General features: G+C 65.2%; 12 protein-coding genes and 1 tRNA gene. 10 read left to right on the top strand and 3 right to left on the bottom strand.

Annotated features, from left to right (window positions below; genetic code table 11):
- The first annotated feature begins 232 nt into the window (after positions 1-232).
- From azu to IPU70_RS14950, 3 genes are all read left to right on the top strand, one after another.
- The gene (gene azu, locus IPU70_RS14960) at positions 233-682 is read left to right on the top strand and encodes an azurin (RefSeq protein ID WP_013395169.1); all 450 of its coding nucleotides are present in this window, start codon (positions 233-235) and stop codon (positions 680-682) included.
- A gap of 194 nt (positions 683-876) precedes the next feature.
- Entirely contained in the window at positions 877-2460 is a 1584-nt protein-coding gene (locus tag IPU70_RS14955; RefSeq protein ID WP_207468324.1) for a TerC family protein, read from the top strand.
- Between the two features lie 19 nt (positions 2461-2479).
- A complete protein-coding gene (locus IPU70_RS14950; protein ID WP_207468323.1) occupies positions 2480-3343 on the top strand; it encodes an undecaprenyl-diphosphate phosphatase in 864 nt (287 codons plus the stop codon).
- 99 nt (positions 3344-3442) lie between these two features.
- Here IPU70_RS14950 and IPU70_RS14945 read toward each other — a convergent pair whose 3' ends face one another.
- From IPU70_RS14945 to IPU70_RS14935, 3 genes are all read right to left on the bottom strand, one after another.
- Positions 3443-4216, bottom strand: coding sequence for a UDP-2,3-diacylglucosamine diphosphatase (locus tag IPU70_RS14945; RefSeq protein WP_207468322.1), 774 nt, complete (start codon positions 4214-4216; stop codon positions 3443-3445).
- Positions 4209-4718, bottom strand: coding sequence for a peptidylprolyl isomerase (locus IPU70_RS14940; RefSeq protein ID WP_041654179.1), 510 nt, complete (start codon positions 4716-4718; stop codon positions 4209-4211). Before IPU70_RS14940 ends, IPU70_RS14945 begins: the two co-directional genes overlap by 8 nt.
- Positions 4719-4852: 134 nt before the next feature.
- Positions 4853-5536, bottom strand: coding sequence for a tetratricopeptide repeat protein (locus IPU70_RS14935; RefSeq protein ID WP_207468321.1), 684 nt, complete (start codon positions 5534-5536; stop codon positions 4853-4855).
- A gap of 308 nt (positions 5537-5844) precedes the next feature.
- Between IPU70_RS14935 and cysS the strand changes: the two genes are divergently transcribed.
- From cysS to mnmH, 7 genes are all read left to right on the top strand, one after another.
- Positions 5845-7299 carry a cysteine--tRNA ligase gene (cysS, locus tag IPU70_RS14930; protein WP_207468319.1) on the top strand — a complete coding sequence of 485 codons (1455 nt, stop codon included), beginning with the start codon at positions 5845-5847 and terminating at the stop codon, positions 7297-7299.
- Between the two features lie 20 nt (positions 7300-7319).
- Positions 7320-7964, top strand: a complete 645-nt coding sequence (locus IPU70_RS14925) for a DNA-3-methyladenine glycosylase (protein WP_207468317.1) — start codon at positions 7320-7322, stop codon at positions 7962-7964.
- 36 nt (positions 7965-8000) lie between these two features.
- Entirely contained in the window at positions 8001-8966 is a 966-nt protein-coding gene (locus IPU70_RS14920; protein WP_059372051.1) for an acetyl-CoA carboxylase carboxyltransferase subunit alpha, read from the top strand.
- Positions 8967-9117: 151 nt separating this feature from the next.
- A complete protein-coding gene (gene tilS, locus IPU70_RS14915; protein WP_207468503.1) occupies positions 9118-10092 on the top strand; it encodes a tRNA lysidine(34) synthetase TilS in 975 nt (324 codons plus the stop codon).
- Positions 10093-10234: 142 nt separating this feature from the next.
- Positions 10235-11500 carry an aspartate kinase gene (locus tag IPU70_RS14910; protein WP_041654177.1) on the top strand — a complete coding sequence of 422 codons (1266 nt, stop codon included), beginning with the start codon at positions 10235-10237 and terminating at the stop codon, positions 11498-11500.
- An 87-nt stretch (positions 11501-11587) separates the two neighbouring features.
- Positions 11588-11680, top strand: a tRNA-Ser gene (locus tag IPU70_RS14905).
- A gap of 152 nt (positions 11681-11832) precedes the next feature.
- On the top strand, positions 11833-12897 hold the full coding sequence (gene mnmH / locus IPU70_RS14900) for a tRNA 2-selenouridine(34) synthase MnmH (protein WP_207468316.1): 1065 nt from the start codon (positions 11833-11835) through the stop codon (positions 12895-12897).
- Positions 12898-12977: the final 80 nt, after the last annotated feature.

Genomic DNA, 12977 nt, shown 5'->3' with positions numbered 1-12977 from the left:
GCGTCGTTCGTATTGCGGTTTGTCAATCGGCTCGCGCGCGCAGGCCGCTTGGCGGCAATACCCTCATGTGGCGTAGGGGATATCCCCGTTTTGAAGGGGGTGAACGAGGCGCTATTGATGTCCGTCAATAGTGCGGCTTGCGGGGCGCCATAGACTTGTGCGTGGCGGCAGCGACGCGAGGCATGTGCCTCACGCGTGTCGGAAGCGCCGCCAACGTTTACGGAGAATCTCCATGCTGGCAAAAGCCACCCTAGCCATCGTCCTGTCCGCAGCCAGCCTGCCCGCGTTGGCCGCTCAGTGCGAAGCAACCATAGAAAGCAACGACGCCATGCAGTACAACCTGAAGGAAATGGTCGTCGACAAAAGCTGCAAGCAATTCACCGTGCACCTCAAGCACGTCGGAAAAATGGCCAAGGTCGCCATGGGCCACAACTGGGTGCTGACCAAGGAAGCCGACAAGACGGCCGTGGCCACCGACGGCATGAACGCCGGCCTGCCGCAGGATTACGTCAAGGCGGGCGACACGCGCGTCATCGCCCACACCAAGGTCATCGGCGGCGGCGAGTCGGATTCGGTTACGTTCGACGTTTCCAAGCTGACTCCGGGCGAGGCTTATGCCTATTTCTGCTCTTTCCCCGGCCACTGGGCCATGATGAAGGGCACGCTCAAGCTCGGCAGCTGACCGGCTCTCTGCCAGACGCGAAGACCGGCCAGGGGCCGGTTTTTTTTGTTTTTTTGCAATGGGGCCAGGCTGCGGATGCCCTGGTTCGCCAGGCCTAAACCGCGCCGGCCTCAGGCATAAGGACGGGGCTCGTCACCGGCGTGTCACGGATTTTCCAGGTACGATTACCGGTCGTGTAACTTCTGGAGCTCCTGATGGAGTGGCTGCTGGACCCTACTGCGTGGGTCGGCTTGCTTACCCTGGTCATCCTTGAGATCGTCCTGGGGATCGATAACCTGATTTTCATCGCCATCCTGGCGGACAAGCTGCCCCCGGCGCAACGCGACCGCGCGCGCATCATGGGCTTGAGCCTGGCGCTCATCATGCGTCTGGGCCTCTTGTCGGTCATGTCATGGCTGGTCACGCTGACCACCCCCCTGTTTTCCATCGGCCCGCTGTCATTCTCGGGCCGCGACCTGATCCTGATGATCGGCGGCCTGTTCCTGCTGTTCAAGGGCACCATGGAACTGCACGAGCGCCTGGAGGGCTCCCAGCACGGCGGCTCGTCGGGGCCGCGCGTGTACGCCAGCTTCTGGGTGATCGTGACGCAGATCGTGGTGCTGGACGCGGTGTTCTCGCTGGACTCCGTCATTACCGCGGTGGGCATGGTGGACCATCTGGCCATCATGATGATCGCCGTCATCATCGCCATCGGCATCATGCTGCTGGCGTCCAAGCCGCTGACGCGCTTCGTCAACGCCCATCCCACGGTGGTGGTGCTGTGCCTGGGCTTCCTGCTGATGATCGGTTTCTCGCTCCTGGCTGAAGCCTTCGGCTTCAAGGTGCCCAAGGGCTATCTGTACGCGGCCATCGGCTTCTCGGTCGCGATCGAAGCCCTCAACCAGGTGGCGCGCCGCAACCTGCTCAAGCTGGACGCGCGCCGGCCGATGCGCGAACGCACCGCCTCCGCGGTGCTGCGCATGCTGGGCAAGCGGCCGCCCGCCGACGAGCCCGACCTGCCTAGCGCGAACGGCCCGACCATCCCGGCCTTCGGCGTCGAGGAACGCAACATGGTCAGCGGCGTGCTGACGCTGGCCGAGCGCTCCATCCGCTCGATCATGACGCCGCGCACGGATGTCTCCTGGGTCAATATCGACGACGATCCCGAAACCATCCGCCGCCAGCTGACCGAAGCACCGCACAGCTTCTTCCCGGTTTGCCGCGGTTCGCTGGATGAGGTGCTGGGCATCGCCCGCGCCAAGGACCTGGTGGCGGATCTCATCACCGAGGGCAGGGTGCGCCGCAACCGGCTGCGCGACCCCATCATCGTGCACGAGTCCATCGGCATCCTGCGCCTGATGGACACGCTCAAGCGCTCGCGCGGCCAGCTGGTGCTGGTGGCCGACGAGTTCGGCGCCATCGAGGGACTGGTGACACCGATCGACGTTTTCGAGGCGATTGCCGGTGAATTCCCCGATGAGGACGAACTGCCCGACATCGTCGCCGATGGCGACAACACCTGGAAAATCGATGGCGCAGCCGACCTGCACCATGTCGAACAAGTGCTGGAAACCGAAGGCCTGGTCGATGACGCCCAGGATTTTTCAACCCTGGCAGGGTACCTGCTGTCGCGCTTCGGGCACCTGCCCAAGCCGGGCGACGTCTGCGAATACGAAGTCCACCACGAGCATTTCCGCTTTGAAGTCCTGGAAATGGACGGCCGCCGCATCGCACTGGTGCGCGTGGAGAAGCGTCCCCAGGAAATGCTGGCCGACGACGAATCCCTAGCCAACGATTAACTAGAACCGACCTCCCATCGTGACCGAAAACACCCTATACCTGATCAAAGCTTTTGTCCTGGGCATCATCGAAGGCCTGACGGAGTTCATTCCCGTGTCCAGCACCGGCCACCTTATCCTGGTGGGCGATTGGATCAACTTCGAGTCCAGCCAGGGCAAGGTGTTCGAGGTGGTGATCCAGCTGGGTTCCATCCTGGCGGTGATGTGGGTGTTCCGCGCGCGGCTGCTGACGCTGATCCGCGGCACGCTGACCGGCGTGCCCAGCGAGGTTGCCTTCACCCGCAACCTGATCATCGCCTTCCTGCCGGCCGCCGTCATCGGGGCGATCTTCATCAAGGCCATCAAGAGCGTCTTCTATCACCCGGCCGTGGTGGTCGTGACCCTGGTGCTGGGCGGCCTGATCATGCTGTACGTGGAGCGCAAGACGCACCACACGCCCGGCGACATGCCGGGCGCAGCCGACGACACGGCGTCGGACGAGCGGGCCACGGCCCGCACGCTGGAGCAGATCACCTGGAAGCAGGCGCTGGGCGTGGGCGTGGCGCAATGCCTGGCCATGATCCCGGGTACCTCGCGCTCGGGCGCCACCATCATCGGCGGCATGATCGCTGGCATCCAGCGCAAGACGGCCACCGAGTTCTCGTTCTTCCTGGCGATGCCCACGATGCTGGGCGCGGCAGTCTACGACATGTACAAGAACATGGAGCTGCTCACCCAGCACGACCTGACGGGCATCGCGGTGGGCTTCGTGGCCGCGTTCCTGAGTGCGATGGTGGTGGTGCGCGCGGTGCTGCGCTTTGTTGCCAACCATACCTACCGCGTGTTCGCGTGGTACCGGATCATCTTTGGCGGCATCGTCGCCGCCTGGATCTTCACACGCTGAGCGCCGAGGACCCTGCCGGCGCGCCGCCGGCAGCAGCAATGACGAGGGCCGCTTGCGCGGCCCTCGTTGTTTTTCGTCGCGACGTGGCGTGTCCGGGAGCTACGCTTCCGTTTCCAGGTCGTAGAACTGCAGGCCGTCCTGGTCGATGACCAGCCAGCCGCCGCGCGCCGGCGAAACATGGTCGCAGTCCCAGTCGGGCAGGACCCAGCGTTCGCGCTTCTTGCCGTCGACTTCCAGCACGTGGCGGGCGGGGCGATGGGTATGGCCATGCACCAGCACGCGCACCCCGGTGTCGCGGAAGACGGATTCAATGGCGGCGGCGTTGACGTCCATGATTTCCATGGACTTCGTCTGGTTGGCGGCCTGGCTTTCGCCACGGGCCTGCTGCGCCATCGCCAGCCGTTCGGGAATCGTCTTGGCCAGGAACTCGGCTTGCCAGCGCGGATCGCGGACCATCTTGCGGAACTGCTGGTAGGCGGCGTCGTCCGTACAGAACTCGTCGCCATGGGTCAGCAGGATCTGGCCATAGTCCGTTTCCAGCAGCGCCGGCTCGGGCAGCAGCTTGGCGCCCAGGGCCTGGGCCAGTTCTTCCCCGATGAGGAAGTCGCGGTTGCCGCGGCCCAGCCAGACCGGAATCCGGCTGGCGGTGTCGCGCAGCGCCGCCAGCGCCGTGGCGAGCCACGGCGGCGCGGCGCGGATCACGTCGTCGCCGATCCAGGCATCGAAGATGTCGCCCGGCAGCAGCAGGGCGCCGGCTTCCTCGCGCGCGGCCTCCAGGAAGGCCAGGAAGGCCTCCGAGGTGGCCGGCGTGGCCGGTCCCAGATGCAGGTCGGACGCCAGCCAGATGGGGCCGGACAGCGCAATCTTATTCAAGAACTTCGGCCTTCTCGATGATCACGTCTTCGTTGGGGACGTTCTGGTGGAAGCCCTTGTTGCCGGTCTTCACGTTCTTGATCTTGTCGACCACGTCCATGCCTTCGGTCACGGTGCCGAACACGGCATAGCCCCAGCCATTGGGCGTGGGTGCGGTGAAGTTCAGGAAGTCGTTGTTGGACACATTGATGAAGAACTGCGCCGTGGCCGAGTGCGGATCGCTGGTGCGGGCCATGGCCAGGGTGTACTTGTCGTTTTTCAGGCCGTTGTTGGCTTCGTTTTCGATGGGGGCATGGGTCTGCTTCTGCTTCATGCCGGGCTCAAAGCCGCCGCCCTGGATCATGAAGCCATCGATCACGCGATGGAACACCGTGCCGTTGTAGAAGCCTTCCTTGACGTAGGTCAGGAAGTTCTCGACGGTCTTGGGCGCCTTGGCGGCATCCAGGGTGATGACCATGTCGCCTTGGTTGGTTTGGAGCTTGACGCGGGGGTTGGTGCTCATGGTTTTTGTGCCTTCAGAGGTGGAGGTGGAGGAATTGGCCGCAGGGGCGGCGCTGACGAGCGCTGGGGCGAATGCGGCCAGCGCGAACGAGCACGCCGTCAGGCGCAGCAGGTGTAGGGGGGAGTAGCGGGACATCATTTGCCGTGTTTATCCTTCAGCATGGTTTCGACTTCGCGGACCTTTTCCTGCATGCCGGGCACGCCGTCGCTGGCGGCCTTCTTGTAGGTGCTCAGGGCCTGCAGAAGTTGCAGGTCGCCCATATTGGCGCGGGCAGCGGCGTAGTTCGGGTCGGCGCGCAGGGCCATCGACAGGGCGTCCTGCGCGCGGTCGAGCTCGCCGCGGCCAGCATATAGAGCCGCCAGGTTGTTCCAAGGTTCCGGAAGCTCCGGAAAGCGGGTGGTCATCTCGGTGTAGATGTCGATGGCCTCGTCGGTGCGGTTCAGGGCGGCCAGCGCGCGGGCGTGCTGGAACATCAGCTGCACGTCGGTGCCGCGCTGGTCCTGGATCTGCTCCTGGCGCTTTTCGATCATGGCCAGGGCTTCTTCGTTGTCGCCGTGGTTCAGCAGGCGCTCGATGTGCGTCGTGATCTGCGAGGGCGACGGCGTCAGGCGCGTGTCGACGCCAGGCTTGGCCGCTTCCAGCAGCTTGGCCAGGCTGTCCCAGCCGCCCTCGGGCGGGATGGGATCCAGGGTGGTGCGGCTGGCGTTGGGGTTGGTTCCACCGCCGCCGGCCATCGACTGGGCCAGAGAGGCTCCAACCGGCGCGCCCGCAAGGGCCAGGGCGAGCAGGGCGACGCGAAAGCGCGGCTTGATAGTCACTTGGGCATCCGTTAAAAGTCTTGGCAGGTCAACGCTTACGCGCGTGACCGGGCCGCTTGCTATACTTGACGACCGCCATTTTAGCCCCGGTTGTGTTTTGGCTCGACATCGGGGACGAAGCCCGGCGATATCGTTCGTGGAACCGGCTTGGAATGCGGGACTTCGAAGGCGGGCTCGGAATGGTCAGCGCCAGTGGGATTATGGCCTGGGATCGAAATCCGGCCCGGCGGCACGCGCCGAAGGTATTTTCCTTCGGCAGCAACTTTCCGCAACCGCCACGGAAAATTTAGACAAAGCCTATAAGCGCCATGCTGCAAATCTACAACACGTTGTCGCGTACCAAAGAACCGTTCAAGCCGGCCCAGGCTGGTCAGGTGCGCATGTACGTGTGCGGCATGACCGTCTATGACTTCTGCCACCTGGGCCATGCCCGCATGCTGGTGTCGTTCGACGTCGTGCAGCGTTGGCTGCGCGCCAGCGGCTTGGCGGTCGACTATGTGCGCAACATCACGGATATCGACGACAAGATTATCCGTCGCGCCGTCGAGACCGGCCGCCGCATCGGCGAAGTCACCGAGTTCTACATCGATGCCATGCACGCCGACGAGCGCGCGCTGGGCGTCCAGACGCCAGACCGCGAGCCGCGCGCGACCGAGTATGTCGGCGAGATGCTGGACATCATCGGCAAGCTCGAACAGAACGGCCTGGCCTACCAGGCCGACGATGGCGACGTGAACTACGCCGTGCGCGGCTTTCCGGGCTACGGCAAGCTGTCCGGCAAGACCCTGGACGACCTGCGCGCCGGCGAACGCGTGGCCGTGGGTTCGGCCAAGCGCGATCCGCTGGATTTCGTGCTGTGGAAGTCCGCCAAGGCGGACGAGCCGGCCGACACCAAGTGGGAATCGCCCTATGGGCTGGGCCGCCCGGGCTGGCACATCGAGTGCTCGGCCATGAGCAAGTCGCTGCTGGGCCTGCCGCTGGACATCCACGGCGGCGGTCCGGACCTGAAATTCCCGCACCACGAAAACGAGATCGCCCAGACCGAGGGCGCTTTCGGCGGCGCCCTGGCCAACATCTGGATGCACTGCGGCCCGCTCATGGTCGACTCGGACAAGATGTCCAAGTCCCTGGGCAATTTCCGCACCATCCGCCAGACCATCGCCCAGGAAGAGCCAACGGCCGACCAGGCCGTCTACCGCGTCAACCCGCGCGAAGCGGAAATGGTGCGCTTCTTCATCGTGCGCAACCACTACCGCAGTTCGCAGAACTACACGCCCGACAATCTGATCGACGCGCAGAACGCGCTCGACCGCCTGTATCAGGCGCTGCAGAACGTGCCTGCCGACGCACAGGGCATCGATTGGAACGAGCCGCAGGCCCAGGCCTTCAAGGCGGCCATGGACGATGACTTCAACAGCTCGGGTGCGATCGCGGCCTTGTTCGAACTGGCCTCCGAGGCCAACCGCGGCAAGAGCGCGCGCAGCGCCGGCCAGTTGAAGGCGCTGGCGTCCCTGCTGGGCCTGCTGCAGCAGGATCCGGCGGCTTACTTCCAGTCGCCCACCCGTTATTCCGCTGCGGCCATGGAACAGGGCGAGCGCCGCGTGCTGGACGCCGAGGCCATCCAATCCCTGATCGACGCGCGCGCCGCCGCCAAGGCGGCCCGAAATTTCGCTGAAGCCGACCGCATCCGCGTGGAACTGCGCGAGGCCGGCATCGAGCTCGACGACAAGCCGGGCGGCGTGACGCAATGGCGTCGGGCTTGAACCCGCAGGACCCGCCCGCCATGTCCACTGTCGACCTCGAGATTCCCAAGCCCGAGTATTGGGAAGCCGCCGTAGCCCATCTGATGCGGCGCGACCGCATCCTGAAAAAGATCATCCCCCAGCATCCCGAGGTCTGGCTGACTTCGCGCGGCACGCCTTTCGTGACGCTGGCGCGGGCGATCATCGGGCAGCAGGTATCCAGCAAGGCGGCTGACACCGTCTGGACCCAGTTCATCGACGCCGTGGGCAAGCGTCCCACGCCCGTCGCCGTGCTGCGCGTCGGCCTGGAAGGGCTGCGCGCGGCGGGGCTGTCGCAGCGCAAGGCCGAATACGTGCTGGACCTGGCCGTGCATTTTGGCGAGCGCCGGGTCCATCCCGAGAAATGGGCGGCAATGGACGACGAAGCCGTCATTTCCGAACTGACTGCCATCCGCGGCATAGGCCGCTGGACGGCGGAGATGTTTTTGATTTTCAATCTGCAGCGGCCTGATGTTCTGCCGCTGGATGATCCTGGGTTGCTCAAGGCAATCTCGCTACACTATTTCAGCGGCGAGCCTGTCTCGCGCTTCGAGGCTCGCGAAGTCTCGTTGGCGTGGCAACCCTGGCGTACCGTGGCGACCTGGTATCTGTGGCGCAGTCTGGAACCGGCTCCGGTTCAGTACTGACGCACGCCAGTCCGCCCATCTACGGAACCACACTACATGCGCAATACATTTCTGGAATTCGAACAACCGCTCGCCGAGCTTGAGAACAAGATCGAGCAGCTGCGCTACGTGCAGGCCGATTCGGCCGTGGACATCTCCGACGAGATCGGACGTCTGCAGCAGAAGAGCCAGACCTTGGCCAAGGAAATCTACGCCAAGCTCACGCCCTGGCAGACGGCCCTGGTCGCCCGCCATCCCCAGCGTCCCTACACGCTGGACTACGTGCGCGAAATGTTCACCGACTTCCATGAGCTGCACGGCGACCGCATGTACGCCGACGACCAGTCCATCATCGGCGGCCTGGCGCGCTTCAACGGCACGCCCTGCATGGTCATCGGCCACCAGAAGGGGCGCGACACCAAGGAACGTGCCGCGCGCAATTTCGGCATGCCGCGTCCGGAAGGCTATCGCAAGGCCCTGCGCCTGATGCGCCTGGCCGAAAAATTCGGCATTCCCGTGTTCACTTTCGTGGACACCCCGGGCGCCTATCCCGGCATCGGCGCCGAAGAGCGCGGCCAGTCCGAAGCCATCGGCCACAACCTCTACGCCATGGCCGAGCTGAAGGTCCCCGTGATCTGCACCATCATCGGCGAAGGCGGTTCGGGCGGCGCCCTGGCCATTGCCGTGGGCAATGCCGTGCTGATGCTCCAGTACGCGACCTACGCCGTGATTTCGCCTGAAGGCTGCGCCTCGATCCTGTGGCGCAGCGCCGACAAGGCGCCCGAGGCCGCCGAGGCCCTGGCCATCATCGCGCCGCGCCTGAAGGACCTGGGCCTGGTGGACCGCGTGGTCAACGAACCGGTGGGCGGCGCCCATCGCGACCCGCGCGTTATGGCCCGCCTGCTGCGCCGGGCGCTGGGCGACGCCCTGCGCCAACTCCAGGGCATGACGCCCGAACAGCTCGTGGAACAGCGCGTCCAGCGCCTGCTGTCCTACGGCGCCTACCAGGAAGTGCGCGCCTGAAGCAGGCAGGGTGCCGGCCCATGTGCCGGCGCCACGGCCTCGCGCCACGCGCCATCCCTCAATGACCGCCCGCCAGACGCCCGCCACCACGCACCGGGCCGAGGCGGGCGTCGTTCATTCCCTTCCCGTTTCGTCCGAACTGGCCACGGCTCTGCGCCGGGCCTTGCTGGCTCTGCCTGAGCGTCCGCCGCGCATCGCCGTGGCGCTCAGCGGCGGCGCAGATTCGGCCATGCTGGCCGTGCACGCGGCCACCGTGGCGCGCGAACTGGGCATGGACCTGTGGTTGTTCCATGTGCATCACGGCCTGCAGGACGCCGCCGATGCATGGACGCAGCATGTGCGCGCGCTGGCGGATCTGCTCGCGTTGCCGCTATCCGTGGCGCGCGTCGAGGTGGCACAGGCTACGGGCAAGGGCATCGAGGCAGCGGCGCGCGATGCCCGCTATGCCGCGCTGGCGCAATTGGCGCGAGAGCAGGGCGTGACGCATATCCTGTTGGCCCATCATCGCAACGACCAGGCGGAAACCGTCTTGCTGCGCCTGTTGCGCGGCACCGGACTGGTCGGCATGGCGGCCATGGCGCCGCTGTCTCGACGCGATGGGCTGGTCTACCTGCGTCCTTGGCTGCAGATCGGCCGCGAGGCGATCCTGCATGCGGCGGGCGCGGTGGCGCAAGCCAGCGGCTGGGGGCCGGTGCAGGACCCCACCAATACCGATCCCCACTACACCCGCGCCGCCTTGCGCGAATTGCTGGCTCCGGCGCTCGACGCCCGCTGGCCCGGGTGGCGCGCCATCGTCGCACGCCACGCGCGGCACATGGGCGAGGCGGCCGAGATTCTGGACGAGGTGGCGCGCGAGGATTTCGCCGCGCTTGATCCTTCCGCGGACGGCGCCAGTTTTTCGCTGCGGGCGTGGCGCGAACTGTCCGAGGCGCGCCAGGCGCATGTGCTGCGCCATTGGCTGGAGCGCAACGGCGCCCGCATGCCCACCGACGCCAGGATGCGCGATCTGCTGCGCCAGCTGCGCGGGTTGCACAGCCTGGGCCATGATCGCCAGCTGCGGGTGGGGCAGGCCGGCCACGTCATCCGCTGCCACCGGGGCAGGGTCTGGGTCGAACCCAGGGAGTAGGCGGCCCCGTCCCGCTTGGTGTCCCCCAAAAGTCGCGGCGTGGACGGAATTTTGCACACGCTGCGCAAATTTTTACCGTCGCGCTAGAATATACGGCTTTGCCCGTCAACCTTTTGCGGCGGGTTCCCAGCCAGAGTACGAGATGTCCTTGATCGTTCACAAATATGGCGGTACTTCGATGGGCTCGGTCGAGCGCATCAAAAACGTGGCGCGCCGCGTCGCGAAGTGGCATGCCGCCGGCCACCAGGTTGTTGTCGTTCCGTCGGCGATGGCAGGCGAGACCAATCGCCTGCTCGGTCTGGCGCGCGAGATTACGCCCCAGCCCGACAGCCGCGAGCTCGACATGATTGCCGCCACCGGCGAACAGGCCAGCAGCGGCCTGCTGGCCATCGCGCTGCAGGCCGAAGGCGTGCCGGCGCGCAGCTATGCCGGTTGGCAAGTGCCCGTGCGCACCGATTCGTCCTTCACCAAGGCGCGTATCTCGTCGATCGACGACGAGCGCATCCGCGCCGATCTGGACGCCGGCCGCGTGGTCATCGTCACTGGCTTCCAGGGCATCGACCCGGAAGGCCACATCACCACGCTGGGCCGTGGCGGTTCCGACACCTCGGCCGTGGCCGTGGCGGCCGCCATCAAGGCCGACGAGTGCCTGATCTACACCGACGTGGACGGCGTCTACACGACCGATCCGCGCGTGGTGCCCGAAGCGCGCCGCATGGCCGTCGTTTCCTTCGAGGAAATGCTGGAAATGGCGTCGCTGGGCTCCAAGGTCCTGCAGATCCGTTCGGTCGAATTCGCCGGCAAATACCGTGTGCCGGTCCGGGTCCTGTCCTCGCTGACCGACCCGCTTATCCCGCTCGCAGAAGAAATGGTCTCGGGCACGCTGATTACTTTTGAGGAAGACGAAAAAATGGAAGCCGCCGTTGTCTCCGGCATCGCCTTCAGCCGCGACGAAGCCAAAATCACCTTGCTGGCCGTTCCGGACAAGCCCGGCATCGCCTTCTCCATCCTGGGTCCGGTCGCCGCCGCCAACATCGACGTCGACATGATCGTGCAGAACCAGTCCGTGGCTGGCACGACCGACTTCTCGTTCACGGTCAACCGCAACGAGTTCGCCCGCGCCGTCGATCTGCTCAAGCGCGAAGTCATCCCCGCCGTGGGCGCGCGTGAGCTGTCCACCGACGAAAAGGTCGCCAAGGTCTCCATCGTCGGCATCGGCATGCGCTCGCACGTGGGCGTGGCCAGCCTGATGTTCCAGACGCTTTCGCAAGAAGGCATCAACATCCAGATGATCAGCACCAGCGAGATCAAGACCTCGGTGATCATCGACGACAAGTACATGGAACTGGGTGTGCGCGCGCTGCACAAGGCCTTCGGCCTGGACCAGGCGCCTGGCGAAAAGGCCTGACAGAAGACTCCGGCACGATTTTTTTTGCGATGTATGCCCGATAGCGGGCAAGAGTGAAAAAAGTCGTGCTAGAATCTCGTTCTCTTCGGAGATGTGCCCGAGAGGCTGAAGGGGCTCCCCTGCTAAGGGAGTATGTGGCTAAAAACTGCATCGTGGGTTCGAATCCCACCATCTCCGCCAGATTCTCTCCGATCTGGCTTCGGTCAGCACCGGAGATAAAAAACCCGCAATCACGCAAGTGATTGCGGGTTTTTTCATGGGCTCGCGACAAGTATGCGAGCGAGCCTGCCTCGCATGAGAAAATCGCAGATTCCCTTTCTGGCGCGGATCCCTTGAAACACCTGCTCGCCACGCTCGACCGCTTGGACGATTTCGATGAAGTCATTGACGTGCGCACGCCGCTCGAATTCGCCGACGACCACATTCCCGGCGCGATCAATGCGCCGGTGCTGAGCAATGAAGAACGCGTGGTGGTGGGCACGCTGTACAAGCAGGTCTCGCCCTTCGAGGCCTCGCGCGTCGGCGCGGCGCTGGTGGCGCGCAATATTGCCACGCATCTGGACACCACCTTCGCGGACCGGCGCCAGGGCTGGCGTCCGTTGATCTATTGCTGGCGCGGCGGCACGCGCTCCGGCTCCATGACCACGATGTTCAACATGATAGGGTGGCGCGCGCGCCAGCTCGACGGCGGCTACAAGACCTATCGCCAAGCCACGCTGGACGCGCTGGAAAGCCTGCCCTTGGACTTGCGCTACGTCGTGCTGGCCGGACCCACCGGCAGCGGCAAGACGCGCTTGCTGAACGCCTTGGAGCAGGCCGGCGCACAGACGCTGGACCTGGAATGCCTCGCCTCGCATCGCGGCTCGCTGCTGGGCGCCTGGGCCGGCGTCGCGCAGCCTTCGCAAAAGGGCTTCGACACGCGGCTGGCGCAGAGCCTGCGCGCGTTCGATGCATCGAAGCCGGTATTCGTCGAAGCGGAGAGCCGCAAGATCGGCGCGGTGGCCTTGCCTGCGGCGCTGTTGACGGCGGTGCATGCGAGCCCTTGCGTCGAGGTCCACTCCAGCCGCGAGGACCGGGCGGCTTTCTTGCTGCAGGACTACGCGCATCTGTTCGAAGATCCGGAATCGCTGAAGGCGCAGCTCCAGCGCATGGTCGGTCTGCATAGCCGCGAGCGGGTGGGCAGCTGGCTGGCCCTGGTCGACAGCGGCGCGCGCGCCGCGCTGGCGCAGGAACTGATAGACCGGCACTACGACCCGGCCTATGCCCGCAGTTGCCACGCGCACTTCACGCAATTGCCGCAAGCGCTGCGGCTTGAGTTCCGGCCCAATGATGGCGATGTGGTGGAGCAGGCGAGGGCGTTGCTGGCGAAGCTGGATGGGGCGGGCAGGACGGCTTGAGCGTGCTCGATCGGGCATGAGTCCGTCGCAGCCTTGCTCGGATTTATCAGCGTCTGACTTGCGCGCTTCGTGAAATAACG

The organism is Achromobacter sp. SD115, from assembly GCF_017355315.1.
GTDB classification, from domain to species: Bacteria; Pseudomonadota; Gammaproteobacteria; order Burkholderiales; family Burkholderiaceae_B; genus Achromobacter; species Achromobacter xylosoxidans_B.
Note: the sequence above shows the minus strand (reverse complement) of the source record. Positions and strands in the feature narration are given on the sequence as shown.

What these genes read in the sequence shown, in the direction of transcription:
- azu (WP_013395169.1), top strand. Translation starts at nt 233, where the DNA reads ATGCTGGCAAAAGCCACCCTAGCCATCGTCCTGTCCGCAGCCAGCCTG.
- IPU70_RS14955 (WP_207468324.1), top strand. Translation starts at nt 877, where the DNA reads ATGGAGTGGCTGCTGGACCCTACTGCGTGGGTCGGCTTGCTTACCCTG.
- IPU70_RS14940 (WP_041654179.1), bottom strand. Translation starts at nt 4,718, where the DNA reads ATGAGCACCAACCCCCGCGTCAAGCTCCAAACCAACCAAGGCGACATG.
- cysS (WP_207468319.1), top strand. Translation starts at nt 5,845, where the DNA reads ATGCTGCAAATCTACAACACGTTGTCGCGTACCAAAGAACCGTTCAAG.
- IPU70_RS14925 (WP_207468317.1), top strand. Translation starts at nt 7,320, where the DNA reads ATGTCCACTGTCGACCTCGAGATTCCCAAGCCCGAGTATTGGGAAGCC.
- IPU70_RS14920 (WP_059372051.1), top strand. Translation starts at nt 8,001, where the DNA reads ATGCGCAATACATTTCTGGAATTCGAACAACCGCTCGCCGAGCTTGAG.
- IPU70_RS14910 (WP_041654177.1), top strand. Translation starts at nt 10,235, where the DNA reads ATGTCCTTGATCGTTCACAAATATGGCGGTACTTCGATGGGCTCGGTC.